Annotated in this window: 26 protein-coding genes; 5 read left to right on the top strand and 21 right to left on the bottom strand. The window is 70.2% G+C overall.

The features are described 5' to 3' along the window. Positions 1-3 precede the first annotated feature (3 nt). Together tagH and UC35_RS06775 are read left to right on the top strand one after the other, a co-directional pair. On the top strand, positions 4-1,305 hold the full coding sequence (tagH, locus tag UC35_RS06770; RefSeq protein WP_061497435.1) for a type VI secretion system-associated FHA domain protein TagH: 1,302 nt from the start codon (positions 4-6) through the stop codon (positions 1,303-1,305). Continuing rightward, positions 1,287-2,027: a PP2C family protein-serine/threonine phosphatase gene (locus UC35_RS06775; RefSeq protein WP_061497437.1), complete on the top strand. Its 741-nt coding sequence runs from the start codon at positions 1,287-1,289 to the stop codon at positions 2,025-2,027. The genes tagH and UC35_RS06775 overlap by 19 nt, the downstream gene beginning before the upstream one ends. On the opposite strand, the gene tagF is transcribed toward UC35_RS06775, so the two are convergent. The 10 genes from tagF to UC35_RS06825 all read right to left on the bottom strand — a co-directional run bounded on the left by tagF (position 1,991) and on the right by UC35_RS06825 (position 12,935). Then, on the bottom strand, positions 1,991-2,578 hold the full coding sequence (tagF, locus tag UC35_RS06780) for a type VI secretion system-associated protein TagF (protein WP_061497438.1): 588 nt from the start codon (positions 2,576-2,578) through the stop codon (positions 1,991-1,993). The genes UC35_RS06775 and tagF overlap by 37 nt on opposite strands. A 5-nt stretch (positions 2,579-2,583) precedes the next feature. Next, the gene (gene tssM, locus UC35_RS06785; protein WP_061497440.1) at positions 2,584-5,898 is read right to left on the bottom strand and encodes a type VI secretion system membrane subunit TssM; all 3,315 of its coding nucleotides are present in this window, start codon (positions 5,896-5,898) and stop codon (positions 2,584-2,586) included. After that, positions 5,895-7,010 carry a type IVB secretion system protein IcmH/DotU gene (icmH, locus tag UC35_RS06790; RefSeq protein ID WP_061497442.1) on the bottom strand — a complete coding sequence of 372 codons (1,116 nt, stop codon included), beginning with the start codon at positions 7,008-7,010 and terminating at the stop codon, positions 5,895-5,897. Before icmH ends, tssM begins: the two co-directional genes overlap by 4 nt. Then, the gene (gene tssJ, locus UC35_RS06795; RefSeq protein ID WP_158513866.1) at positions 7,007-8,209 is read right to left on the bottom strand and encodes a type VI secretion system lipoprotein TssJ; all 1,203 of its coding nucleotides are present in this window, start codon (positions 8,207-8,209) and stop codon (positions 7,007-7,009) included. Before tssJ ends, icmH begins: the two co-directional genes overlap by 4 nt. 295 nt (positions 8,210-8,504) lie before the next feature. Next, positions 8,505-9,149, bottom strand: a complete 645-nt coding sequence (locus tag UC35_RS06800) for an OmpA family protein (RefSeq protein WP_158513867.1) — start codon at positions 9,147-9,149, stop codon at positions 8,505-8,507. 62 nt (positions 9,150-9,211) lie between these two features. Further along, positions 9,212-9,949 carry a GIN domain-containing protein gene (locus UC35_RS06805; protein ID WP_061497447.1) on the bottom strand — a complete coding sequence of 246 codons (738 nt, stop codon included), beginning with the start codon at positions 9,947-9,949 and terminating at the stop codon, positions 9,212-9,214. 15 nt (positions 9,950-9,964) lie between these two features. Next, the gene (locus UC35_RS06810) at positions 9,965-10,366 is read right to left on the bottom strand and encodes a hypothetical protein (RefSeq protein WP_145979366.1); all 402 of its coding nucleotides are present in this window, start codon (positions 10,364-10,366) and stop codon (positions 9,965-9,967) included. Further along, complete coding sequence (locus UC35_RS06815) at positions 10,350-11,924, bottom strand: DUF4384 domain-containing protein (RefSeq protein WP_061497451.1); 1,575 nt, start codon at positions 11,922-11,924, stop codon at positions 10,350-10,352. The genes UC35_RS06810 and UC35_RS06815 overlap by 17 nt, the downstream gene beginning before the upstream one ends. Positions 11,925-11,959: 35 nt before the next feature. Further along, complete coding sequence (locus UC35_RS06820) at positions 11,960-12,304, bottom strand: hypothetical protein (protein ID WP_061497453.1); 345 nt, start codon at positions 12,302-12,304, stop codon at positions 11,960-11,962. 163 nt (positions 12,305-12,467) lie between these two features. Further along, the gene (locus UC35_RS06825) at positions 12,468-12,935 is read right to left on the bottom strand and encodes a hypothetical protein (RefSeq protein ID WP_061497455.1); all 468 of its coding nucleotides are present in this window, start codon (positions 12,933-12,935) and stop codon (positions 12,468-12,470) included. A 238-nt stretch (positions 12,936-13,173) separates the two neighbouring features. Here UC35_RS06825 and UC35_RS06830 point away from each other — a divergent pair, with 238 nt between their 5' ends. Beyond that, entirely contained in the window at positions 13,174-14,133 is a 960-nt protein-coding gene (locus UC35_RS06830) for an alpha/beta fold hydrolase (protein ID WP_061497456.1), read from the top strand. A 112-nt stretch (positions 14,134-14,245) separates the two neighbouring features. On the opposite strand, the gene UC35_RS06835 is transcribed toward UC35_RS06830, so the two are convergent. From UC35_RS06835 to UC35_RS24375, 5 genes are all read right to left on the bottom strand, one after another. After that, positions 14,246-15,073 carry a caspase family protein gene (locus UC35_RS06835; protein WP_061497458.1) on the bottom strand — a complete coding sequence of 276 codons (828 nt, stop codon included), beginning with the start codon at positions 15,071-15,073 and terminating at the stop codon, positions 14,246-14,248. 4 nt (positions 15,074-15,077) lie between these two features. Next, positions 15,078-15,695, bottom strand: coding sequence for an anti-sigma factor family protein (locus UC35_RS06840; protein ID WP_061497460.1), 618 nt, complete (start codon positions 15,693-15,695; stop codon positions 15,078-15,080). Positions 15,696-15,803: 108 nt separating this feature from the next. Then, complete coding sequence (locus UC35_RS06845) at positions 15,804-16,400, bottom strand: RNA polymerase sigma factor (RefSeq protein WP_061497461.1); 597 nt, start codon at positions 16,398-16,400, stop codon at positions 15,804-15,806. Between the two features lie 163 nt (positions 16,401-16,563). Beyond that, complete coding sequence (locus tag UC35_RS06850; protein ID WP_061497463.1) at positions 16,564-16,800, bottom strand: hypothetical protein; 237 nt, start codon at positions 16,798-16,800, stop codon at positions 16,564-16,566. 684 nt (positions 16,801-17,484) lie between these two features. Further along, positions 17,485-17,685 carry a hypothetical protein gene (locus UC35_RS24375; RefSeq protein ID WP_061497465.1) on the bottom strand — a complete coding sequence of 67 codons (201 nt, stop codon included), beginning with the start codon at positions 17,683-17,685 and terminating at the stop codon, positions 17,485-17,487. Between the two features lie 14 nt (positions 17,686-17,699). Between UC35_RS24375 and UC35_RS23875 the strand changes: the two genes are divergently transcribed. Next, the gene (locus UC35_RS23875; protein WP_061497467.1) at positions 17,700-18,737 is read left to right on the top strand and encodes a hypothetical protein; all 1,038 of its coding nucleotides are present in this window, start codon (positions 17,700-17,702) and stop codon (positions 18,735-18,737) included. A gap of 53 nt (positions 18,738-18,790) precedes the next feature. Here UC35_RS23875 and UC35_RS06865 read toward each other — a convergent pair whose 3' ends face one another. The 4 genes from UC35_RS06865 to UC35_RS06875 form a co-directional block, all read right to left on the bottom strand. After that, positions 18,791-20,845: a PAS domain-containing protein gene (locus tag UC35_RS06865; RefSeq protein ID WP_158513868.1), complete on the bottom strand. Its 2,055-nt coding sequence runs from the start codon at positions 20,843-20,845 to the stop codon at positions 18,791-18,793. Between the two features lie 97 nt (positions 20,846-20,942). After that, on the bottom strand, positions 20,943-21,089 hold the full coding sequence (locus tag UC35_RS23880; protein WP_158513869.1) for a hypothetical protein: 147 nt from the start codon (positions 21,087-21,089) through the stop codon (positions 20,943-20,945). Between the two features lie 139 nt (positions 21,090-21,228). Further along, positions 21,229-21,579: a nucleotide pyrophosphohydrolase gene (locus UC35_RS06870; protein WP_061497470.1), complete on the bottom strand. Its 351-nt coding sequence runs from the start codon at positions 21,577-21,579 to the stop codon at positions 21,229-21,231. Between the two features lie 28 nt (positions 21,580-21,607). Beyond that, positions 21,608-22,063 (bottom strand): DUF3237 domain-containing protein, encoded by a 456-nt coding sequence (locus UC35_RS06875; RefSeq protein ID WP_061497471.1) that lies wholly within the window; start codon positions 22,061-22,063, stop codon positions 21,608-21,610. Between the two features lie 108 nt (positions 22,064-22,171). On the opposite strand from UC35_RS06875, the gene UC35_RS06880 reads away from it, so the two are divergent. Beyond that, positions 22,172-23,005, top strand: a complete 834-nt coding sequence (locus UC35_RS06880) for a creatininase family protein (RefSeq protein ID WP_061497472.1) — start codon at positions 22,172-22,174, stop codon at positions 23,003-23,005. Between the two features lie 63 nt (positions 23,006-23,068). Here UC35_RS06880 and UC35_RS06885 read toward each other — a convergent pair whose 3' ends face one another. Further along, on the bottom strand, positions 23,069-24,331 hold the full coding sequence (locus UC35_RS06885) for a YncE family protein (RefSeq protein WP_061497473.1): 1,263 nt from the start codon (positions 24,329-24,331) through the stop codon (positions 23,069-23,071). Positions 24,332-24,431: 100 nt separating this feature from the next. Next, positions 24,432-25,427 carry an ABC transporter substrate-binding protein gene (locus UC35_RS06890; RefSeq protein ID WP_158513870.1) on the bottom strand — a complete coding sequence of 332 codons (996 nt, stop codon included), beginning with the start codon at positions 25,425-25,427 and terminating at the stop codon, positions 24,432-24,434. Positions 25,428-25,462 lie beyond the last annotated feature (35 nt).

Here is a 25,462-nt window from a genome sequence, read left to right on the forward strand (position 1 = left end):
CACATGATCGCGCTGCGTGTCACGCGCCGGCCCGGCGCCTCCGAACCCGACGCGACGGCGCTGCCGCTGCCGCCCGGAGACCTCATCATCGGCCGCGCCGAGGATTGCGGGCTGGTGCTGGCCGACCCCCTGCGCCTGGTCTCGCGCCAGCATGCGCAAGTGATGGTGGACGGCGATTCGGCACGCGTGCGCTGCGTCAGCAGCAGCGCGCCCTTGTGGGTGAACGACCAGCAGCTCGAACCCGGCGCGGAGCGGCCCTTGTCCGTCGGCGACTGCCTGCGCATCGGCCGGTTCGATCTCGCCGTCGAGCCGGTGGCCGCCGAGGCCGTGCATCGCTCGCGCCTGGAGCGCTGGTTCGACCTGGATGGCGCGCCCGATCCGCTGGCGGCCGGATCTTCGCTGCCGCCGCTGGCAGCTTCGCCGCAGGCACCGGCGCCCGGCGCCGTGGTGTCCTGGCAAACGAGCCGGCATGTGCTGCCCAAGGGCGCGGCCATGGCGTCGGCCGAAACGGTCGACGCCGCCGCGCCCCCGGCGCCCCCGGCGCCGCAGGCGCTGACCCCGCCGGCGACTGCTGCGGCAACGACGGTGCCGCTGCCCCCCGCACCGGCCAAAGGCGCGGTGGCCGCGGGCGCACCTGCCGCGCGGCGAGGGCCTCGCCGTTCGCCAGACCTGTCGCCCGAACTGAGTGAGCTGGCCGCGGCGTTCGGCCGCGGCGCCGGCCTGCGCGCCGATGTGGCGCAGCTCACGCCGGAATGGATGGAGCACCTGGGCGCGTTGATGCGGGCGACGGCCGAAGGCACGCTGGCGTTGCTGCAGAGCCGTGCGATCGCCAAGCGGCACATGCGCGCCGAGGGCACGCACATCGCGCCGCGCCAGAACAACCCGCTGAAGTTCTCGCCGGATGCGACCGAGGCCCTGACCCGCATGCTGCAGCGGGACGGCAGCCCCGGCTTCCTCGAGCCCGTGGCCGCGCTGCACGACGCGCACCGCGACCTGCTGGTGCACCAGGTGGCGATGGTGGCCGGCATGCGCGCGGCGGTGTTCGAGCTGTTCTCCCGGCTGGGTCCGGAGGCGGCCGAGGAAGCGGAAGGGCCGGCGCACGGCATGGCGCGCCTGCCGTGGCTGCGCGCCGAGGCGCTCTGGGAGCGCCACCGCCTGCAGCATGCCGAGCTGCTCGAACATCTGGACGACGATTTCGACACCATCTTCGGGCGCGAATTCCTGCGCGCCTATGAAGCGCAGTCGCGCGCCGACGCCGGCGCCAACCCCACCCTGCCCGAGCCGCCATGGACGGGCGCGCGCTGACCGTGTCGCTCGCTGCGCTGTCGCGACCCGGCCGGCGCGAGTGCAACGAAGACGCCTACGGCTACTGGGAAGGCGCCGGCGCCCTGGTCGCCGTCCTCTGCGATGGCGTCGGTGGTCAAGGCGGCGGCCAGGCCGCTTCGCGCATCGCCGTGACGCATGTGCTGGATGCCTTCGCGCCCCACCCCGAGGTCAACGTGGACGCGCTGCAAGGGCTGGTTCGCGGCGCCAACGACGCGGTGGTCGCACAGCAGGTGGCCGGCACCCTGACGGCCGACATGCGCACCACGATCGTCGTGCTGCTGCTCGACCTTCGCACCGGCGCGGCGCTCTGGGCCCACGCCGGCGATTCGCGCCTGTACCGCTGGCGCGACGCCCGGCTGCTCGGCCACACGCGCGACCAGAGCCTGGAACAGCGCCTGCGCGACGCCGGCCTGCGCGCGAGCGCCGCCGCCGCGGGCGCACTGACTTCGGCGCTTGGCTCGGCCGAAGGCTTCGACTTCGAAGTGCTGGACCGGCCGCAGGTGCTCGCTTCCGGCGATGCGCTGCTGCTGTGCAGCGACGGCCTGTGGTCGGCCCTCGACGATGCCGCGATGACCTCCACCATGGCCGGCTGCAGCGGCGTGCAGGCCTGGGTCGACCGCCTCGAAGCGGGCGTGCAGCAGGCCGGGCGCAGCGACCAGGACAACTATTCCGCGCTCGCGATCTGGTGCGCAGCGGGTTGAATGTCGAGCAGTTCAAGCAGCAGCTCGGGCCCCGGCGGCCAGGCCGCGGCGCGGGCAGCGGCCTCATCCGCGGCTTCGAGCGGCCACCACAGACTGCACGGCCCCGGCGGCCAGGCCTGCGCCGGCGGGGCGGCCGGCGCGGAGCGCGGCGGCAAGGCGGCAATCCGGGCCTCCAGCGCTTCGGGTCCTTCCGCCGCTGCGCCGAGCAGCGAGGCCAGACGCGCGGCGGCGTCGCGCGGTGATGCCGGCGCGGCCAGCCGCTCGGCCAGCGTCAATGGGAATGCGCGTCCAACGCGATCGCAGGACGGCGCGATGATGCCGCACCACGTCTCGCCGGACGCGGACAGCGCCAGGTAGCGCCATGGCGCGAAGGTGCCCAGGCGCTCGCGCAGCGCGGCGCCGTCCAGCACCGTGGCGGCCAGCGCGAGGCCGCCCTGCAGCCAGCCGTCCCAATCGCTGCGCCAGCGCGGCGGCAGGCCACGGCCGACGAAGTCCCCGCGCGCGGGCAACTTCCCCCACCAGGACACGCGACGCGGCGGCGGCTTCGCCATCGGCTTTACCATCGTGCTTGCGGGCAACGAAAACGTGCCAGCTCCTGCAAGGTCCAGACATCGGCCTCGGGGCTGGCCGGTGCGCTCGCTTCCACCTCGAGGGCGCGCTTGTCCACCACCAGGGCCAGCCGTGCCGGCGCGCCCGCCTCGCCCTTCCAGTCGCCGCGCAGCAGCACGCGCAGCCAGGCAAAGGGACCCTCATGGATTTCGGCGCCGACGCCGCCGGCGCCAGGCGGCAGGATGCGCAGGATCACCTTCTGCGTCGACGCCGGTCCCGGCCAAGCCAGTTCCTTGGCACGCGGCGGGCCGTTTTCGAAGCGCAGCAGCTGGCCGTCGACATCCACGCTGAACTGCAGCAGTTCGGCGTCCATGTGCAGCGGCGTCAGGCGCAGTTTCAGCGCCGGCAGCGGCGCGCCGCCCGGGAAGAACAGCGCGCCGATCGCCGCCGCCTGCTCGAACGCGCCCGGCAGGCTGGCCTCGGTGCTGCGCGCCTTCCACGGCCGGCTGGAGGTGTCCACGCGTTCGTTCAACTGGTTGCGCCGGAACTCGTCGAACAGGCCGCCGGGGCCGAACAGGCGGGCGAAGTCGGCCGGCGCCATGTCACGAGACGCGGTGGCGGCGAAGGGGAAGCGCTCGCGCGTCAACGCGCTGCAGGCCTGGGCGAGTTCGGCCAGCGCGGCGTCGAAACCGGGCTTGGCGCCGCGGCGCGTGCGAATCCAGGTGCCGAGGCTGCCGTGGATCCTGCGCAGCTCGGGCGGGGCGCGTGCCGCTTCGGCGCGCAAGGCCGCGTCGAGCTCGGCGTCGGCCGCCTCGTCGCGCTTGCCGCTGGCCAGGGCGTGAAGCCGGTCCAGCGCTTGCGGGCCGGCGCCAGCCGCGTAATCGCCGAGCGGCCCGAAGCGCCCGCGCAACTCGGTGTCGAAGGCCCCCTCGGCGGTGCCGGCGCCGCGCGGCGCCGCGCTGAACTCGTCGGCCAGACGCGTCAACAAGCGACGCAGCGGCGAATCGGGTCCCGTGAGCTCGGTCGCCTGGCGCGAGGCGCCCGGCGCATCGGTGGCGGGGGCCAGCGCCAGGGCTTCGAGTTGTTTCGACCAGGCGGCGCTCACGCGCTGGGCATGGCGCTTGCCGACCTGCGCCGCGATCTCGTCGCGCCAGGCGCGGTCCTTCTGCAGCCGCCGCACCTGGCCGCCGGTATCGCCCAGCACCCAGTCCGCCTCGTTGCCCAGTTCATCGAGCGTGGGATCGAGCGCCGGCAACAGGTTGCGGCGCCAGTCGCTGGCGCTCGAATGCGCCGGCATCGGCCCGGCATTCGACGCGGCGAACACCAGGGGGGCGCCCGGTCCGAGTCGCGCCGGCAGGTCCTGCGGCGGTTCGGGGTCGGGCACGCGGCGCAGCAAGCGCTCATGCACGCGTTGCGCCAGCGGCAGCGCCGCCAAGGCGCTGCGCGCCGCCTGCACGCCGGCATCGTCGGCGCGCATGGCCTCAGGCAAGCCGCTGCGCTCGAGCAGATTGCCGACATGGCGCGACCACTCGGCACGCTCGGCCGCGCCGCCGGCCTGCACCAGCGCCTGCTCGGCCCAGCGCCGCACATCGCCGCGCACCAGCCGGCTGGGGTTGGCGAGCATCAGTGAAGCGCGCAGCGCCTCGTAGCGCGCGGCGCTGTCCGCCGCCTCGCGCAGGTCGCGGCGCAGGCGCTGGATCAGCAGCGGCGCCAGGCTGCGATCCAGCATCTCACGGTAAGCCTGCTCGGCCGAGCGGGCCAGCCGCGGCCCCTGGAACAGCCCGAAGCCGAAGCCCGCGGGCGGCTCGGCCGGATCGATGCCGTCGTTGGCGGCCAACCGTTCGAGCAGCGAGTACAGCGGCAACATCTGCTCGAGGCCGGCCGATTCGAGCGATCCGATCCGCTGGGTCAGCTGCTCGACCCGCGTGCGCACGGCGTCCACATAGTCGAGGTTGCGCCGGAAGCTCTGCCACCACAGGGCCGAGGCGGACAGCAGCACGGCGCCGGCCAGACCCGCGCCCAGCAGCGCGGCGCGGCGGCGCCAGCGCAGCCGCGCGAGCCGCTGGCCGGCCAGCGGCGCTTCGGCGATCACCAGCTGCTTGAGCAGCGCTCCAAGGAAGAAGGACTTGCCGCCGGCATCGGGTCGCGGCAGCGGGGTGAGCGCCAGGCCGTGGCTGCGCGCGAGTTCGCCGATCACCCGATCGATCGGATTGCCCTCCTGGGTGCCGCTGGTGAGCGCGACCGAGCGCAAACGCTGCGCCGGTTCGGCCGCGATACCGGCGAAGGCCTGGCGGGCGAAGGCTTCCAGGGATGGCAGCAGGGCCTGGAACTGTGCCGCGAAAGCGTAGACCGGCAGACGGCGCGCCGCCGCGCGTTCATGCTGCAGCGCGTCCGGGCCGCGCCGCGCCAGCCGCTGCCCGAGGTCGGCCAGGCGCGTCCCGAGGTCGGCCGGGATGCCGGTGACGTCGGGGTCGAACACTACGCCCCAGAGCTGCTCGCGCTGCACGGCATCGAGATCGCCGAAGGTTTCGATGAATCCGGCCAGCAGGTCGGCCTTGGTGACCAGCAGGTAGACCGGAAAGGCCAGGTCGAGCCGGCGGCGCAGCTCCTGCAGTCGCGCCGCCACCGCATCCGCCTGACGCGCGAGTTCCGCGCCGCCCTGCAGCAGGTCCGGCACGCTCACGCTGACGATCACGCCGTTGATCGGCTGCACCGGCCGGTGCTGGCGCAGCAGCGCGAGGAACTGCTGCCACTCACGGGCGTCGGCTGCCGCGTCGCTGTCCTGCGTCGTGTAGCGGCCTGCGGTGTCGATGAACACGGCGTCCTGGCTGAACCACCAGTCGCATTGGCGGGTGCCGCCGCCGGCCAGTGGGTCGCGCCCCAGCTTTTCGGCCAGCGGAAAGCGCAGGCCCGAATGCAGCAGCGCCGTGGTCTTGCCCGCACCCGGCGCGCCGATGATCAGGTACCAGGGCAGCTGCTGCACTTGCCGGCGACGGCGCCACCACCCCGCCGAGCCCTGCGCCTCGATGCCCTGCCGCAGCATCGCCAGCGCCTGGCGGAATCGCTGGCTCAGTTCGGGACCGGCATCGCCGGACTCGAGGCCCTTCAGCAGGCGCGTGTTGCGGCGGCGGGCCCAGATCGCCCGCAGCCCGCGCAGGCCCGCCAGCATGAGCGAGGCCAGTGCCAGCAAGGCGATGCGCGCGCGCGCATCGTCGAAAGGATGCCAGCTGCCGATGGCGACCAGCGGCGCCGCGAACCACAGCAAGCCCGCGGCGGCGCCGAGGTTCACCGCGCTTTGCAGGAAGCGGGCCGGTGCTTTCATTCCGGGAACAGCACGATCTCGACGCGGCGCCGCGGCTGGCCGCCGCTGGCGTCCACGCGGGCCTCGACCGCCAGCCGCGCGTCGCCGACCTGGGGCCGCAGCGCGTCGGCGGCGCCGCGTGCCCACTCCATCGCCTGGTGCCAGGACGAAGGCGTTCGCGCCGTCGGCGAGTCGCTGCCATCGGTGTAGCCGACCACCAGCACCTTGCCCGGCTGCTTCGCCAGCGCGGCGCCGAGCCGCGTCAAGGCGCTCGTGCCCTCGCCCGGCGCATCTGCGCCGACCGCGATCACGGCGACGCTGCGCACCGCCTCGTCGCGCACCGCCAGCCGCCCGGCCGCGATGTCCTCTTGCAGGCTGGCGGCCAGCCGCGCGGGCGCGGCCTGGGCCGCGACGGGCGACGCCGCGGCGGGACGCGCCGGTATCAGCCGCTGCAGCGACGCCAGCACACCGTCCACGCGCGCGGCCAGTTGCAGCTGGCTGGCGCTGTAGATGCCCAGCGCCAGCACGCCCAGCAGCAGGACGGCCGGCAGGGCGGCGCGTGGCGTCCGCGGCGGGCGGGCGGCGGCAGGCGCGCAATGCCAGGGCGCCACCAGCGGCGGGGCCGGTGCCGCCTGCTGCAGCGCGAGATGCACACGCGCGCGCAGCGTTTCGTGCTCGACGCCGCCCGGCGCCATGCCCATGCGCAGTCCGAGGCTCATGCAGGTGTGAAAGAGTTCCAGCAGCGCGCGGTGCTCGCGCGGGCTTTCGGCCAGCCGCGCCAGCAGGCGCAACAACTTGTCGCCGCCCTGCTCCTCGTCGTGAAAGCGCTGCAGCAGCCCGGCGCCCCCCGCGCCCCAGGGCGCGGCAGCGAACTGCTCGTCGCCCCAGGCGCAGAGCAGGTAGCTCGCGGCCGCGATGCCGGACTCGGCGACACCCGCCAGTCGTGCATGGGCTTCGAAACGGTCGACCGCGACGGCCAGCGTGCGGCGCAGTTGCGCCGGGTCGGCGGGACTCGAGTCCCGCAGCCGGGCCAACAGGGCGACCAGCGGCAGCGCTTCGGCACGCAGCGCCCGCGCGGCGGACGGCTCGTCGACGCCGTCCGGCTCGCCGGGCGCGGCGCCGCGCCCCGTCATTTGGCCCACCCCACTTGCAGCTGGCGGGCCTGCGCCTCCACGCGCGCGCGCGGCGCCACCGTCCCCTCGGGCACGGGCAGGACGGCTCGCCACTGCGAATGCTCGATTTCGCGGAAGGCGCCGAACACGGCGACGGCGCGCGCGTCGCCGCTGAGCTCGACCGTCAGCTCGCGCGCTTCGCCGGGGCGCAGGTGCAGGCTCTCGCGCACCAGCATGTTCGAGCCGAGGGTTGCCGCATCGTCGTCGTACAGGCTGTCGAAGCTCGCCTTCTCGAAGGCGCTCGCGTCGCGCAGCACGTAGATGCGCAGCGCCAGCGAGGCCGAGGCATTGCGCGCATCGGTGTTCAGGCTGCGCTGCGCCTGCACGTGCAGCTGCAGGTTGCGCCTGGGCCTGGCCAGCGCCGGCGCGGCGCCCGGGTTGAACATGAAGTTCACGACCATCGAGGTGTTGACCCACGGAATCTGGCGCTGGGCGGTGTCGCGCAGCACCTTGACGCGCACCGCTTTCATCATTTCCTCGACCTCGACGCCGGCGGTGCGCAGCTCGGTGGCCAGGTGGCGCGTGTAGATGCTGTTGCCGCCGATCGGGCCGTCCTCGGCGACCCGGCCGGGAGACGCGGAGAAGGCGATGAGCGCGCCCGGCGCCGCCATCTCGGCCAGGCCGTCGGCCCTGCGCGACCCCCGCCCCCGCGCCGCGAAGGGGTCGTTGCGGCAGGCGTCGATGATGAAGATGCGGGCACGTGGCCGCACCCGGTCGACATGCGCCAGCAGCGCTTCCTGCAGGTCGATGGCCTCGTCGCGCACTTCGGCCTCGTCGCGCAGCGCGATATCGACCGGCAGCAGGAAGTTGCGCCCGCCGATCTGCACCCCGTGGCCGGCGTAGTAGAAGACCGACGCCACCTGGTCGTCGTCCATGCGGCGCGCGAACTCGCGCAGCACGCGCTTGAAGTCGCGGGCAGTGAGGTTGAGGTGCTCGTCCACTTCGAAGTCGAGCGAGCGCAAGGTCTGCGCGACCAGGCGCGCATCGTGCTCGGGGTTGTTCAGCGGAAGCTCAGGGTAGCGCCCGTTGCCGATCACGAGCGCGACGCGGCGTTGCCCGCTGGCCGCGACCTTGTCCTGCGCCTGAGCCTGCGCGTGGGCGACCCCGCGCCACAGCACGGGCATGAGGGCGAAGCAGGCGAGCAGGCGACGGCGACTCATGGGACGAGCTCCGTGCTTCGCACAGCGGTGCGAGCCCTTTCGGGCGGCCGGTCGGGGCTCATGCGGCAATGAAGGTGCGGCGGCGGGACATCCATTGTGGGTACCGCTCTGCGGCGGCACAAGAGGCGGCGCCTGCACCGGGCGCCCATGGAAGAGCATCACGAGCCAGCAGCAAGGACCGGGGCGTCGGACCAAAGAGCGCGAGGGGTGAATTTCGTCACCCCTCGCAGGCGTTGTGAATGAATCGAGCGTCAGCTCAACGCGCCAGCGTCTTCGGCCGAACGCCGGCAACGGCTCAAGAACCCTGGAACTGCACGCGCCGGTTGACGGCGGCGTAGGGATCGGATTCGATGGGACGGTCCTTGCCGTAGCCCACGGTCTTCAGGCGCGCCGCCTCGATGCCGTGGCGCTGGACCAGGTAGTCGCGCACTGCGCGGGCACGGGCTTGCGACAGCTCGAGGTTGTAGGCCTCACTGCCGACGGCGTCGGTGTGGCCTTCGACCGTGACGATGCGGTCTGGCTTGAGCAGCTTGATGCCTTCGGCCAGCGCGTCCAGCTGAGCGCGCGCCGCCGGCAGGATCTCAGCCGAGTCGAAGTCGAAGCGCACCGGCAGCGAGAGCGCCGAGGCGTCGGCCTTCGAATCGGGGCGCGCCTTGGGCGCCCGGGCCGGCGAGGCTGCCGAAGTCTTGGCCAGCGAGGACGGTGGCACCGCGGTGAAGGTCTTGGGCGCCGCGGGCCCCTCATCGAGCAGGCGGATGGAACGGGTGTTGTTGCCGAGCACGGCCGCCACATCCTGCGGCTCCACCAGTTGGCCTTCGCGATAGACGACCACCTTCTCGGCCTTCGCCTCGGGAGTCAAAACGGCGGCAGCGAGGGCCAGGGCCAGCGTGCCGAAGTAGCGGGTCATGCCGGGGCAGCGGATGGCGGTGTTGCGGGTCATGTCGGGCTCCTTGGGCAATGGATTCGCAGACACCATTGGGTTGCACGCGCCGTGCGGCCGGTTCAATCTTTCTCGATCGATCCGATGCCGCGGATGGACCGCGCCACCACCGGGTTGCCGTGGTAGCGCACATGGCCGATGCCGCCGATGCGCACGGCCAGCGTGCTGCTGGCGGCGAGCTGGACGTCGGCGTTGCCATCGATGGCGACGTCGGCACTTTCGCTGGCGAGCCGGGATGCCGCATAGCTGCCGATGCCTCGGATGGCCAGTTGCTGGTCCTTCACGCGGCCGCCCCCGACGGCGACGTCGCCGGCGCCGGTGATCTTGACGTCGAGGCTGCTCGCGTTCTCCAGGTGCTCGACGCGGATCGAGCCGCCGCCGGCCAATACCAGCGCGAGCGAATCGGTGCGCAGCGGCCCGGTGCGAATCGCACTGGGGGCGCGTGACTCGAGGCCTCGCAGGGTCCGCACGCCCAGCTTGATCCGGATCGGCTGCTGCGTCTCGATGCGGCCGGGCGCGGCAACGCCGATGATCAGCTGCCGGCCGCGAACCTCGCTCGTCAGCTTGCGCAGCACGGCGCTCTCGCACTCCAGGGTCAGCGTTTCACGGGCCCCCTGCTCGATGCGGACTTCGCCGGGCACGGCGAAAACCACGGTGTCGAAGTCGGCGACGCTGCGCGTTTCCGTGGCCATCAGCGCCGCCTGCGAAAGCGGCGAGGCCATCAGCGCCGCCGCGACTGCGGTCAGGGCGATGGCGCGGCGCGTGCGCCTGGGGGCAGTCGCACGGGTGAATCCGTCCATGGTGCGGCTCCTGGCTCAGTGCGGCAGCGCGAGGTTGGGCACATTGAGGTAGGGGCGGACCTGGCAGGTGGTCTCACCGGCCACGGTCACCATCAGCGGCGCGCCGTTGCGGTCGATCGCCACCAGCCTCGCTCCCTGCCGAACCTCGGGGCCCAGCGTCACCGGCGCTTCATCGAAGAGCAGGCGGCCGTGCTGCCAGCAGCGCAGCTGGTAGGCGGGCGGCGCCTTCTGGCTCGGCGCGGGAGGCCGGGGCGGGTCGCGGGGCGCGCCGCGGTCGCCGGCGATGCCTACCGCCGCGCCGAGCGGTAGCTGCAGCAGCAGGCCGGTGGCAGCGACCACAGCTGCCGCCGTCATCACGGCCACCCGGCCGCCGAGCCGCTTTGCGCGGGTGAGAGCGGAATCACTTGGCTTGAGCACGGAAGTTCTCCTGGGCGAGCTTGCCGCCACTGGCTTTGTCGAAGGCGACGCGGATCAGGTCGAGGGTGACGCCGGGCAGGGGTTCGAAATCGGTCCCAATGACGCCCTGCGGCAGCGAAGCCATCACGTCGTCCGGCGTGGCGAAGCATGAGATGGTCTCGGGCACACCCTTCGGGTTCATCGTGAGCTGGAAGCGCATCGTGCCGGGCAAGGTGAGCGGCTGGGCGGCGGCGATGCGTGAGTCGCGGGAAAACCGATTGGGGAAGAAGCGGATGACCTTGGCGTTCTCATCCTGCAGATAGCAGTACACATGCGCATCCTGCGAAGGCGCGAGGGCCAGGCTGATCGACTCGCCGCGGGCAAAGCGCGTCTGCTGCTTCGGGGTCGTCAGTGACAGTTTCAGGGGCGCCGGTGCCGCAGGCGCAGGAGCGGGCGGCGATCCGGAGGCCGTCACAGCCGGGGGCACCGCGACGTAGCGGGCCGGTTGCGCCGGGCGCTTGATCTTGGTGTGGTCGGCAGCCAGGAAGGCATAGAAGAAGTCCTCGCTGAGCACGGCCTCGCGGCTGAGGCCGAGCGCGCCGCGGTAGTTCGAGATCGCCTCGTCGATGGCCGGATTGAATTCGCCGTCGATCGGACCTTCGTAGAACCCGCGGCGACGCAGCTGATTCTGGAAGTAGGCGACCAGCTCGACGCGCGTCGCCGCCATCGAGTGATACCAGTCGAACACCTCGAGACGCGTTTCCTCGTTCGCCCGGGGATCCGGCACGTTCAGGCAGCTCCAATACGGCGTTTTCGTCAACTTGCCGACGAGCTCCACCACCGCCAGTTCGACCAGCCCACGCAGCGCCTGCGTCTGGCCCTCCGAGCGCGCCAGGTTCATGCTGTAGTTGATCCCGAACTTCTCGTACGCGGCATCGCCGGTGAAACCCCTGCCCTGCTTCAGGATCACAACCGAGTTGCGTGAGGTGACGCCCGGCAGCACGGACATGTTGCTGGTGGTCATCACGCTCAGGTCGAGCGCAAGCATGCTGGAGGCCGCATCGCGCGCGACGCCGAGGTTGAGGTAGGGCGAGATGCCGAAGCCGAGGTCCTTCTGGTTCTTGATCATGTTCTCGTCGAACTGCGACACCGAGCCCTTGATGTCGTACAGCGGGATCGCCTGGTAGACGGCCGCGCTTTGCGCGCTGGCGAGGTAGCCGATCACGTTGACCGTGTCCTTGCCGAAGGCCACCAGGCGCACCGCGCGGCTGCGCCGCGACATGTCCGACACCGCCGAGATCAGCATGTCGCGCGTCCCGGCATTCATCTTTTTCGTTTCGTCGGTGATTTCTTCGGTCAGCATGGTCACGTCATGCACGCCGTAGTCGAGCATCAGCGTGTCCATGCAGCGCAGCGCCTGCGAAAAGCCGGTGATCGAGCGTTGCGGCTTGTCCTCGGGACCCTTGCGGATCTCTGCGGTCTGTTCGACCGTGGGTTGCTTCACTTCGAGCGTCGAGCAGCCGGCAAGCGTCGCCAGGGCGGCAAGCGCGAGGTGGCGCAGGATATGGGGCGGCTTCATGGGATCTCCGGTTTCGTGGGAATGCGACGCTCAGCTCAGCGGCAACCGCCCTGGCCGACGATGTTGATGGCATTGGGAGCGAACACGAACACGTCGCGCGGCGGTGCGTTGGCGGCTCCGCGCTCGCCGGTGTCGACGTTGCCGATGTTCTGGCTGCCGCAGTTGCTCTCGTCCAGGGACTTGCCGCTTAGACCGAGAGCCTTTTCCTGTGCCTCCATCTTGCGCTGCAGGGCCGCGCTGCGGACTTTCTCCTTCGCGATCCTCGCGCGGAACGACGCGTCGAGGTCGATCAGTTCCTGGCCCGCGAATGCGTGGACGCTGCCGGTCAGGTTGATGGCAACGAGGACGAAGCGGCATGTGCGGGCGAGCGTTGAGTTCATGGCGTGTCTCCGGTGGCGGGCTGGTTTGCCGGCGCTCCATGGGTTGCGGCGGATGGGGAAATGGTTCAAGCGGATTTGCAGTCGCAGCGGCGCTCGGGGCCACGCCAACCATGAAAAAGACCCGCCTGGGCGGGCGGGTCGGGTGGCGGGGGAGCTATCGTTCTTACCGGGCAACGCCGATACGTTGGGTGGCGTCGGAATTGAAGCCGGCCGCGGTGTTGCTGGCGTTATTGGCAATGACCGTCGCGTTCGTCAGCCTGCCGTTGCCTTCTGCGCCGCCGATCTGCTGGATTGCCGTGGCCCCGAGGCCTGCTGCGAGGTTGCGTGCGCCGTTGGCGACCACCGTTGAGTTCTGGACGACGCCATTGCCCCTGGCGAAGCCCACTTCCTGCACGGCGGTGCTGCTGATGCCGGCGGCGGTGTTCGATACGTTGTTGGCGGTCACGCTGCCGCCGAGGAGCCGGCCTTGTTGCTCGGCCAAGCCGATGTTCTGGCGCGCCGTGGACGAGATGCCGGCCGACGTGTTGGAGGCGCCGGAGGAGTTCACCGTGGTGCCCAGGATTTCGCCGGCGAATGCGCCAGTGAAGGCGAGACCGAGGGCGAGGACGAGGGAAGCATTGCGGACTTTCATGTTGATCTCCTGAGAGTGGTGGTTGGGAGGGAGTGGAGGCTTGCAAATGCTTGCCTTCCGCTCCATGGGTTGCGGCCACTCCCGAATCGGTTCAAACGATCGACGGCTGCTGCGCAGGAGGCTGTTTGGTTTGCACGAGGTTTGCCGGCGGGCGCATAGTGAGGGATGCCGGCGGCTGTGCCTGAGCTTGGCGGGAGCTGAGTTCGACCCACCTGGGCGCCGGCGTGGAAACACCCCCATGTTCGACAGTGCGCCGCCTGAACCACCTTCGCGTCCGCCGCGGCTCACCGGCCTGCGCGGCGTCTGGGTCGCGTTGCGAAACCTGGGGCTGGCGGGCGGGGCCGCTCCTACAGCCGGCGACTACGACAGCTTCACCGCCAGCGATGGGCAGGTGGTTCCCGTCTGCGTGCTGGGCCACGGCCCGCCGCTGGTGCTGGTGCATGGCGTCGGCTGCTCGCATCGCGACTGGTTGCCGGTGGCGCGGCGGCTGGCGCGGCGCCATTGCGTGCTGGCCTGGGACGCACGCGGTCATGGCCGCTGCCGCCCGGTACTCGGCTCCATCACGCTGGAGCGGCTGGCTCGTGACCTGGCCGAGATGCTGGACCACTTCGGGCTGGAGCGGCCGGTGCTGGTCGGACACTCCATGGGCGCCCTCATACTGATGCAATACCTGCAGTCGAATGGCACGCAGCGCGTGGCGGCAGTGACACTGGTCGACCAGTCGCCGCGCATCGTGACCGACGACAGCTGGCGCCTCGGCTTGTTCGGCGGCTGCAGCGCGGCGATGCTGTCGGGGCTGATCGCGGGTGCGCGACAGGACTTGGCCGAGACGCTGCTGAACGAGGTCGGCGCGCTCGGGGGCGCCTGGCTGCGCAAGCAGCTCAGTGTCGAAAAAGCGCTCGGCCGCATGCTGCGGCGGCGCCTGAGCCGCATCGACGTCCGGCCGCTGCTGGATCTCGCCGAGTCGATGGCCCAGGCGGACTTCCGCGCTTCGCTGTCACGCCTGGACGCCCCGCTGCTGGTGGTGCTGGGGGCGCGCAGTCCGCACTACGCCGGCGTGCCGCTCGATGCCTGGTACCGCGACACGGTGAAGCACGCGCAGATCTCGATCTACCCGCGTGGCGGCCATTCACCCCATGTGAGCGAGCCGCTTCGCTTCGCGCGCGAACTGCAGCGATTCATCGACGACCATGCATGAACGCTGCTCCCTCCCCCGCCGGGGGAGGGCTGGGGTGGGGGCGCTGCGGCCGAATTGAAAGCTCCGAGCGCCCCCATCCCGACCTTCCCCCGGGAAGGGGAAGGAGAAGGGACTATCCGCAACGCCCCTGATCGTCCGGCTTGAAGCAGAAGTTGGCCGTGAGGCTCGATGATTCCCAGGGCACCTGCACGCGACCCGTGTCGTCGGCCACCGCGATGCGCACCCGCTTGAAGAGTTGCTCGATCTGCAAGCCCGGCGTCGGCATGTTGGCCAGCAGGTGACGCGTATAGACGCTGTGCTCGCCGCTGGAGCCGTCCAGCGCCACGCCGTTGGGCGCGGTCGAAAAGGCCACCAGGGTGCCCACCGGCGCGTCGAGCGTCGCCAGGCCACTCGGCGTCGCCCCGCGGAACTTCAGCCGCCGCCCGTCCGGGCCGACGATGACGCCGCCGGCGAACGGGTTCACCCGGCAGGCGTCGAGCACCACGATGTTGGTGCCAGTGCGGATGGCGCTCAGCCGATCGACGAACTCACCGACGTCGGCGCTCTGCCGCTGGATGTCCTCTTCGGACTTCGGGTCGGCATCGACCGGCACCAGGTAGTTGCGGCCCTTCACCTGCACGCCGTGGCCGGCGTAGAAGAGCATGCGAACCGAGGCCTTCGGCGCGCGCAGCGAAAACTCGCGCAGCGATTCGATCAGTTCCTTGAGCCGCGTGTTCTGGCGCAGGGTGACCTCGTAGCCCAGGCCGCGCAACGCCGTCGCAACGGCGTTGGCATCGCTTGTCGGGTTCTTCAGCGGGGCCGCGCGATACGCGCCGTTGCCGATGACCAGGGCGATGCGGGATCCGGTGCCCTCGGCCTTGACCGGCGCGCCGATGGCGGGTGCGACCGGCAGGGCCGCCGCGCCCAGTGCGCACAGCAGCGTTCGACGGTTCAGCAGCATGGCGCTACTCCCGCGGAGGCACGCCGGGGGCCAGCGAGGCGGCCTGGACGATGGGCGCGGCTTGCACCTTGGCAAGCGCCGCGCCCTCGCTGCCGGCCGGCACACGCAGGTAGTAGTCGCCGAGCTGGCCGGGGCCGCCGGCCAATTCGCCGCGAACCTGGACCATCAGCATGCGGATGTCGGTCTCCTTGGCTTCGGGCGTGAAGTTGACCTTGAGCATCGGCCCCTCTTCGACGCGAACCGCGCGCAGCGCGCGGATTTCGTCGGCGTTCTCGCGGACGTCACCCAGCAGGTTCACGATGACGCCACCTTGCACCGCCACGATGGCCAGCGCGGCGATGGCGTAGCTCGGGCGCAGCCCGAGGTTGCCGAAGAAGGCGCCGATGCGTTCGCCCAGGGTCGGACGGTCGCCCTGGATCAGGCGCATGGTGCGGGCCAGGCCGATCGTCGCGGGCACGGCCGGGGCGTTCTCCTGCACGCGCTGCTGGAGCGAGCGGTACCACTCCAGCTCGCTGCGCGACTCGGGATGCTGTTCCAGGTAGGTCTCGACGAAGGCGCGGTCCTCGGCTTCCAGCGAACCGTTGACATACCAGGGAAGCAGCTCTTCGAAACGTTCTTTCATGATGCCTCTGCCATTTAGCTGTACGGGACATTGCCCATATCGGCCTTGTGTTGCGTGAGGCCGGCGAACGGTTCAAAGAATTTTTGCACGCTGGTCTCCCCCAACCCATCAGGATGCCAGCGCGCCTTTGGCGTCCGGCGCGGACCCCTCGCGGCGCAGCAGAGCCTGCAGGCAATTCTTGATCTTCTGGCGGGCATGGAACAGGCGCGTCTTGACGGTTCCCTCGGGACAGTTCTGCACCTGCGCTACCTCAGCCACGCCCATGCCCTCGTAGAACACCAGGTGCAGGCATTCCCGATGCTCTTCCGACAACTTGCCCATGCAGTGCGCGACGCCCTCGCGCCGCTGCTTGTCTGCCAGCTCGGCATAACCGTCGGGGGAGTCCGAGGGGGTGGTCTCGGCGATGTCCTCGAGGCCGTCGTGCAACTCGTCCGGCCGGCGCGCGCGGTGAACCATCAGCGCCTTCCTGCGCGCGATGCCGATGAGCCAGGTGGAAAACTTCGATTCGCCGCGGAAGCGCAGGGGGAAGCGCCAGACCTCGTAAAAAGTGTCCGCCACGACTTCTTCGGACCGCGCATGGTCGTTCAGCATGTTGAGCACGTAGGCGTAGACCTTTCGGCTGAACGCCTTGTACAGCTGACGAAACGCTGCCTGGTCTTCTCGACCGATGCGCACGAGCAGCTGATTGACCTCGTCGTTGTCCATGCGGCGGTGGCTGTGCGGTGGCTGTGAAGCATACAACCTAAGCTCGAAATTTGCTCGGCCGAGCTTCGCAACGTTTTAGTCAGGGAACCGAAAAGTGCCAGCCAGAGCGCCGGGCGGCGAGACAGACCTCGAGCCCGGCGATGGGCCGGCAGATGGGCTCACGTCAATACGGGAACGTCGGCGGGATCGGCGGACGCGGACGCGGGTACGGCAGCGGATAGGGCTTCGGCGGCGGCGGCAGGGGCTTGAGCATGGTCGCATCCGTCGCATGGGCGAGGAGCGGCTGGATGACAGCACCGCTCTGCGCCTGGATCAATGCGGCGTTGTCCTCGCTGGCCATGGCAGCGCCGAAGGCCAGGGCAAGGGCGATGGTGATATGGGCTTTGCGGGCGACTTGCATGATGTTCTCCTGGGAGTGAGCGCGTGGGGCTTGCGGGATGCTCGCCCTCCGCCCATGGGTTGCCCCCAGTGAAGAATCGGTTCAATGCAGCCGGGAGAGGCTGCATGAACTCCCCCAAGTCCGATTTCATCCGCCGCTTGCCCGCGCTGGCCGCGCCGGCCAGCAAGGCCGGTGAGCCTTGCACGATCATTCAGGACCTACGCACGGCGCGCCCACCCGGCAGAAGCGACAGCACGCGCGCGCGGAAGGCGCAGCCGCTTCCGCGCTGCGCATGCCTGTGCTTATATCAGCCGCGCGGGTCCGCAGTTGTTCGAGGACCGGCGCAAAAGTATCGGCCCCGCTCAAAGCTCTAGCAATTGTTTTCTCATCAGCAGGCGGAGCTGCGCCGACATTGGGAAGAACATCGCGGCGCTGGAGGCCTATTGCGGTCCAACTCGCCGTGAACGCGCGGGAAAGAGCGGGCCGCGCGAGGGCGCCACTCACTGGAACTCGCCGGGTCGCACGGTTAAGGTTTGCGACGAATGAGGCGAAAGCGTTCTGACATCCACCGTTTTGCGCCACAACAATGAACGCATCGGAACAAGGAGCGCAGCGTGTGGAGTTCGACGAGATTGCGCATCGCCGGCGTGTTGTCGGCGCTGGTGCTTGCAGCTTGCGGCGGTGGTGGTGGTGGTGATGGCGCCATCACGGCGCCTTCCGACGCCCCTTCACCCGCCCCGGCTCCGGCTCCGGCTCCGGCGCCGGGTCCAGCACCAGCACCAGCACCAGCACCAGCACCAGCACCAGCACCAGCACCAGCACCAGCACCAGCACCAGCACCAGCACCAGCACCAGCACCAGCACCAGCACCAGCACCGGCTCCGGCTCCAGCCCCGGCGCCCGCACCCAGTGGGGCGCAGGTGATCGCCAACACGATCAGCAACGCCAGGGGCGTGGCCGTGCTCAGCGGCGGAGCGCGCGTGGCGGCCTGGAGCGATGCGAGCGGCGTCCACGCGCAGCGTTTCGATGCGTCGGGCGCGCTGGTGCAAGGGGTCGTGCCCGTGGCGGCGAGTGGCACCTTCTCGGGCGTGGCCGCCTTGCCGGCGGGCGGCTTCGTCGTGGAATACCAGACGCCGCAAGCGGTGTTCGTGCAGGCCGTGACCGCCGCGGGCGACCCGGCCGGCCCGGCCTCGGTCGTGCGCACGCTGGCCCAGGTCACGCTGGACTATGCGGGCATTCCGAATGCGAATCCGGTGCTCGTGGGCGGCGGCGGCGTGTACGCGTTCGAGGATGGAAGCTATGCCGCGAGCTACATCGTGCAGCACACCGCGACGATCCCGACCGACGTCCCCACGGCGCTGCATGCGCAGAAGTTCGACGCGGGCGGCGCTGCGGTGGGCGGCCCGGTCCTGCTGAGGGACACGGCCGTCGTCGACGACCTGGCCAGCGCCGCGGCGCCCGGCAGCCGCCTGGTGGCCGCGTCCATGCTCACCCACAGCTCGGGCGCGGGTCTGCAAGGCGCCACCGTGTTCGACTCGGGGCTGAACCCGCTGTTCGGCGTCAGCCTGGGCCAGCTCGGAAGCAGCCACACCCAGCCGGGCGTGGCGGGCCTGGTCAACGGCAACTTCATGGCCCTCTGGACCGTCCAGGGCGTCAACCAGGTGCAGGGGCAGCTCTTCGCGGCCGACCCGAGCTCGCCCTCGGGCGCGCGGGCCGTTTCGGGGCTGCTCACGTTCCCGAACGCAGCGCCGGGCGCGCGCGTCATGGCCCTGGCCGGCGGTGGCTTCCTGGTCGCATCCGGCAGCACGGCCCAGGCCTTCGACGCGAACGGACAAGCGAACTCCGCCGTGATGCAGGTCCAGCCGGGCAGTGTGGCGGCCACGGCCGACGGCGGCTTCGTCGTCCTGGCCCAGGTCGGCTCGCAGCTCGTCTCGCAGCAGTACCCACTGGTGCCTTGAAGCTCGCGACTCGTGGCGGGCGCGCACCCGCCACGGGCAGGGCCTGCAGTGGTCTAGTTCCGCTGCACGCTCAGCGCCTTCCACAGGCCGTCAAGGCTGTAGGGCTTCAGAAGCAACCTGAACTCCGCGCTCCCCGCCCCCGCAGTGGCTTCCGAATAGCCGGTGGTCAGCACGACCGGCAGGCCCGGTTGGCGGCGCCTGATTTCGCGAGCCAACTCGAGCCCGCTCATGCCCCCGGGCATCATGATGTCCGAGAGCACCACGTCGACGGTCCGGGCATTGGCCAGCGCTCCCAGCGCGGCCGCGGGGCTGGCGGCGTGGATGACGGCAAAGCCCAGTTCGCCCAGCATTTCCCGCGTCAGCGCGGCGACCTCGGGGTCGTCTTCGACCAGCAGCACATGTCCGCGCCGCGGTGGATCGCTGGGAGCGACACCCGCGTTCGATTCATCGGACGCCTCGACGGGCTGCCGCAAGGAGCGGGGCAGCAACAGCGTCAGCACCGTCCCCTCGCCCACCTTGCTGTCGACGGCGAGCCGGCCTCCGGATTGCTGCACGAAACCATAGACCTGCGGCAGACCCAGGCCCGAGCCCTTGCCGACGTCCTTGGTGGTGAAGAAAGGCTCGAAGACGCGGGCCAGGATCTCGGGCGGCATGCCGCACCCGCTGTCCTGCACGGACAGCCGCACGAAGTCGTCGAGCAGGCGCTGTTCGCCCGGCTCAGAGACGTTCTCGGCAGAGATCGTGAGTGCGCCCCCCGTTGCCATGGAGTCCCGCGCGTTCACGCACAGGTTCAACATCGCGAGCTCGAACTCGCCCACGTCGATCTCCACGGGCCAAAGGCCGTCCTTCAGCTCCATCCTGAACTGGATGTCCCCGCGCAGGGATTGAGTGAGCAGCGCGCGCATGCCATCGAGGCAAGCGGCGAGATCGATCGCCTCGGGATTGATCGGGCGCCGGCGCGAGAACGACAGGAGCTGGTGCGTCAGTCCGCTGCCCCGCGCCACGGCGCGGCGCATGCTGGCGTACACCCGCTCCCGCTGCTCGGCGGGCACATCGCGCTCCAGCAGCTGAAGACCGTTTGCGAACACCGCGAGCAGGTTGTTGAAGTCGTGTGCGACGCCGCCGGTCAGCTGCCCCAGCGATTCCATCTTCTGCGACTGACGAAGCGCCTCCTGCGCGCGCCTCAGCCGCTCCTGGTCGTGCAGGCGCTCCGTGACGTCGTAGACGAACTGGTAGGCGCCAATGCGCTGGCCTGCGCGATCGCGCAGGGCGTTGTAGCGCATTTCGTAGAACCGGCGATCCCGGGCCGGGTCCCCGAACTCCGCGATCTCGACGAACTCCTCGCCCGCCAATGCGCGAGCCCACACTGCCTTGACCGCAGCCTGATGCTCCGGCTGCGACGCCAGCAGCTCCAGCATGTTGTCGCCGACCCGGGGGCGAATGCCGAAGATGCGCTCGAATTCGTCGGCCGCGGCCCGGTTGATCGCGAGCCATCGATACTCGAGGTCAGCCACCTGGACAAACGCGTTGGTGCCTTCCACGATGTCGGCCAGGAGCTTGCGTTCCGCCAGGGCTGCGTTCACGCGGCGTTCCAGCGTCTCGTTGAGCTCGCGCTGTCCGCGTTCCGCCAGGACGCGGCGGGTCGTCTCCGAGACGGCGCAGAACATGCCGGCCACCTTCCCGTCGTCGCAACGGATGGGCGAGTACGAGAAGGTGAACCAGGTCTGCTCGTCGTAACCCTTGCGATTCATCACGAGCGGCAGGTCTTCGCGATAGCTCGACTTCCCGGCCATCGCTGCATCGATCAGCGGGCTGATGTCCGTCCAGATCTCCGCCCAGATGTCATGGAAGCGCCGCCCCAGTGCCCGTGGATGCTTGGCGCCGAGGATCTCGGCGTAGGAATCGTTGTAGAGAAAACCCAGTTCCTCGCCCCACGCGACGAACATCGGAAACTGCGATTGCAGGAGCAGGCCGACGACCGTGCGCAAGGCCTGCGGCCACTGTTCCGGTGGCCCCAGCGGCGAGTCCGACCAGTCGTGGGCACGCATCAAGGCACCCACTTTCCCGCCACCTTGCAGGAAGTGAGGGTGTGCCACCGATGGCTTCATGAGGGCAGGCATCGGAACCTCGTCGCGGCCATACGCGGACTCCGCCCGTCTTTGGCGCGGGGCTTCGCCCCGGCTCCCGGCAGCGGCGTCGACGCAGCTATCGTTTAGCCTCCTGCAACTGGGACGGGTCGACCGCGGCCGGCACCTCCACCGGGACCGGCCCGCGCGCAAGCGCGGCGACCAGGCAGTGCAGTTCGCTTGCGGCCTTCTTCAAGCTGCTCGCACCTGGCTCGAACGCGTCCATGGCGCCAATATGGCGGCAACCCGGTTGCTTGACTGTAGGTCGCCATCTCGCGGACATGAGAGGCGACGACTGATCGGTTGTCCCCGCGGCAGATGGGCGCGTACAAGGCGCGCCGGTGGTGGACGCCCAGCGCGGCGATTCAGCGCGACGGCGTCGAGTCGCCGGCCGGGTACTTCTGCGCGTTGGCGGCCAGCTTTTGCCGGACAGCCTCGTCGAGATCCACCTCGAGCACGGACGCGAGCCGAACGAGGAACATCAGGACGTCGGCAAGTTCATCGCGCACGGCCTGCGCCGTCGCCGGATCCTGCCCCGCGCGCTTCGATTCGTCCTCGGTGAGCCACTGGAACAGCTCCACGAGCTCGCCCAGTTCGCCGGTCAGCGCCATCGCCAGGTTCTTCGGAGAGTGGTAGCGGTTCCAGTCCCGCTCGTCCGCGAACGTCTGGAGGGCGGCTTCGAGGCCGGACAGGTCGACCAGGCGGGGAGGCTTCATCCTGCGATCATCGCACCGAAGGCGGCGGCTACAGCAGCTCCTCGATGGCGTAGACCGGCCCGCTGGGCTCCCGTCTGCCCGTCCCCACCGCGACGATCTTGTTGATCCACTCGTATTGGGTCGCCGCCGTCTCGAACACCGGCACGATGCGGAAGTAGTAGCTGCCCGGATCGACCGGTTCGCCGGCGGCGAGCCGCGCCATCACGTCCGCCGGGCCATGCCGCACGCCGCGGTACGACATGTAGATGTGCTCGCCGTCGTCGGTGCGAAGCAGCAGGCGCACGTCCAGCACGGTGACGCCGTCCTTGCGCTGGAGCAGCCAGTCGCCGGCGGGCGCGCCGACCACCTCGCCCCGCAGGCGTTCGCCGTGAAAACTGCCGCCCGTGACGGTGGCGATGCGCCGGCGGCCGAGCGGCGTGTCTCCCATGTCGACGATCTGGGGCACCTGCAGCCGCATTTCGAACAGCGGACGGGTTCGGATCATGTGTGCATCTCCGGGACCTGTTGATGGATGCCGGCAACCGGCGCCGAAAGGATGCAGGACGACCGCCTTGGCTGCAAGCGGGCGCGCACCGGGTCTAAACTCGCGGCGATGCACCGCCCCCCTTCTCGCTTGCTGCACGCCGTGCGCGTCGGCCTGATGGTGGCCGCGCTGGCGGCGGCCCAGGCGCAGGCCGCCGGGCCGGGCCCGGTCGAGATCGAGGAGATGACCTGGCCGGAGCTGAAGGCTCGCATTGCCGCCGGTGCCGGCACGGTGCTGGTGCCGATCGGCGGGACCGAGCAGAACGGACCGCACATGGTGCTGGGCAAGCACAACGTACGCGCGCGGCTGCTGGCCGGCGAGATCGCGCGCCGCCTGGGCAACGCCGTCGTCGCGCCGGTCATCGCCTATGTGCCCGAGGGCGCCATCACGCCCCCGGCCGCGCACATGCGCTTCACCGGCACCATCTCGATCCCGGAGTCCACCTTCGAATCGCTACTGGAGGCCACGGCGCGCAGCTTCAAGCAGCATGGCTTTCGCGACGTGTTCTTCCTGGGCGACCACGGCGGCTACCAGAAGAGCGAGCAGCGGGTGGCCGACAAGCTCAATCGCGAGTGGAAGAACGATCCGGCCTGCCGCGTGCACGCCCTGCTGGACTACTACGAGGTGGCGCAGACCGGCTATGTCGACGCCCTCCGGCAGAAGGGCTACGGGGCGGCGGAGATCGGCACCCACGCGGGCCTCAGCGACACCGCGCTGGCGCTGGCAGTCGACAAGTCGCTGGTGCGCGCCGAGGCGCTGGCGCGTGGCGCGCAGCTGGATGCTGCCCACGGCGTCCATGGCGACCCGCGCCGCGCCACCGCCGAGCTGGGCCAGCTGGGCGTGCAGCAGATCATCGACGCCTCGGTTTCGAGCATCCAGCGCGCCACCGCCGCCCAACGATAAAGGGCGGCAATGTCTTGCCGCCCTTGCCATGTGGCCCCGGCCGGGGCCGCGGAGAGGATTGGGTCAGCGCAGGTTGCCGGTATGGCCCAGCGAGTAGCGCCCGGGCTGGGGCCACACCGTCAGGCCGTGCGGCTCCGCGCCAACCTTGATCTTGGTGACGGTGCCGCTCGTGGTGTCGAAGCGGTAGACCTCGTCGTCGTAGCGTCCCGACAGCCACAACCAGCGGCCGTCGGCGCTGACGTTGCCCATGTCGGGGCTGCCGCCGCCCGGGATGGGCCAGCGGGCCACCACCTTCTCGGTGGCGAAGTCGACCACGGCGACGCTGCCCGGCCCGCCCTTCTTGCCATGGATCTTGTGCGTGCTGCGGTTGGCCACGTACAGCTTCTTGCCGTCGCGGCTGGGGTACAGGCCATGGGCGCCCAGGCCGGTGGCGATGAAGCCCACTTCCTTGAGGGACTCGCCATCGACCACGTGCAGGCCGTCGGCGTCCATGTCGGCGATGTAGAAGCGCTTGCCGTCCGGCGAGATGCGGATGTCCTGCGGCATGCCCTTGGTGGCGGTGCAGATCTCGGTCTGCGGATCGGCCACCGAGCTGCCCTCCTTCAGCCGCGTCGCGGGCATCTTCAGCTTCAGGTAGCCCGTCACCCGGCGCTGCACCAGGTCGATCTTGGCGATCTGGCCGCTGAACTCGCAGGTGAAGATCGCGTAGCTGCCGTCCATCGAGAAGTCGGCATGGTTGATGCCGCCGCAGCCAGGCGTGTTGATCGAATACTGCAGCTTCATCGTTTGGGGATCGCGGAAGTCCAGCCGCTTTTCCGCCTCCGCCACCACGATGGCCGACTTGCCGTCTGGCGTGAAGTACATGTTGTACGGATCGTCCACGGGCACGGCCGGGCCCGGCTTGCCCGTGCGCGGATCGACGGGCGTCAAGCTGCCGTCCTTGTGGCGCTCGGCGTTGTTGCCGACCCAGAGCGTCTGCAGGTCCCACGAGGGCACCACGTGCTGCGGAGCGCGGCCCACCTTGAACTTGGACACGACCTTGGCGGTTTCCGGGTCGATGACCCACACCTCGTTGGCGCGCAGGAGCGGCACGTAGACCCGCTCCAGGTGGCCCTTGACGGCTTCGCTGAGGCGGCCGGCGCCGGTTTCCGAATAGACATTGCCGGGGTCCGGCACGGGCGGCACCCCGAGCGCGGTCGTGATGGCGCGGGGCGCAGAAGCGGGCGGTTGCACGACCGGTCCGGTGGCGCCGGCCTCGAGCGCGAAGAGGGTGACGCCCGCGCAAGCGGCGCCCAGGACGGTGATGAGGGTCTGCTTCAGTTTCATGGTCTCGGAGCTATTACAACCGGGCGGCAGGCCCCGGCACTGGGCGGCAGGGGCCCAACCTTTGATCTGCGACAAATGGGAGCGCCGGGACCCGGCCAGATCAATCGAGCCTCTTGTCGGCGCGTGCTATGAGTTGCTGCGGCAAGGTCAAGCCGATCTCGCTGGCCGCCTTGGTGTTGACCACCAGCTCGCGTCGCATGACGGTCTCCACAGGGATCGTGGCGGGAGGCGTTCCCTTGACGATGCGATCGGCAATCGCCGGCATGCGCTTCCAGGTGTCCATGACCGTGGTCCCGAAAGTGAGCACGCCGCCCGCATCGGAAGTCCCGCCCGGGAACAGGCTCACCATCCGGTGGGAAGAGGCCAGCCGCGCGATGCGCTCCCGATGGAACAGCACCACCGGCACCTCCAGGGCAATGATCGCCTGCGTACCTTCCTTCGCCAGAGCTGCGAAGGCCGCGTCCAGGTCGGGCGTGGGGCCCTTGAGCTTGATCACGGTGGCCGCCAGGCCGGCACCTTGCGCCGCCTGCAGGTTGTCGCGATCGATCGGGGCATGGCCGTCCTTGTCGCTACCGGGGATATCCGCGTCGCTGAGGACGGCGACGCGGCTCACCAGCGGCGCGGCTTCCTTTAGCAACTGCATCTGCGCTGTCGCCTGTCCGCGGTCCAGGTTCGTCACCCCGGTGACGTTGCGCCCCGGGGCCTGCATCGAGTCGACCAGCCGCAGCGCCACCGGATCCGTGACGATGGAGAAGACCACCGGTATCGTGCTGGTGGCATCCGCCGCCGCACGGGACGCCGGTCCGCCAAGGGCGAAGATCATGTCGACCCCCGCTGCGGCGAGCTCACGCGCCAGGGCAGGCAGGCGTTCGAGCTTGCCGTCGGCGTGGCTGAATTTCAGTGCCACGCGTTCCGGCCCATAGCCCAAGGCAGTGAATGCGTCCTGGAGCAAATCCCGCACCCGTGCGGCCAACGGCGTGCCCGCCGCGCCGTTGACCAAAACACCGACCGTGAGCGGCCGTGCTTGTTGTGCCAGCGCAGCCGGCAGCCACAGGGCCGCGGGCAATGCGACGAGGTAGCGGCGCGAGATCGCCATGCGAATCTCCTGACGGTTTTTCTTGACCGCCATTG

Origin of the sequence: Ramlibacter tataouinensis (assembly GCF_001580455.1) — a bacterium.
Classification (GTDB): Bacteria; Pseudomonadota; Gammaproteobacteria; order Burkholderiales; family Burkholderiaceae_C; genus Ramlibacter; species Ramlibacter tataouinensis_B.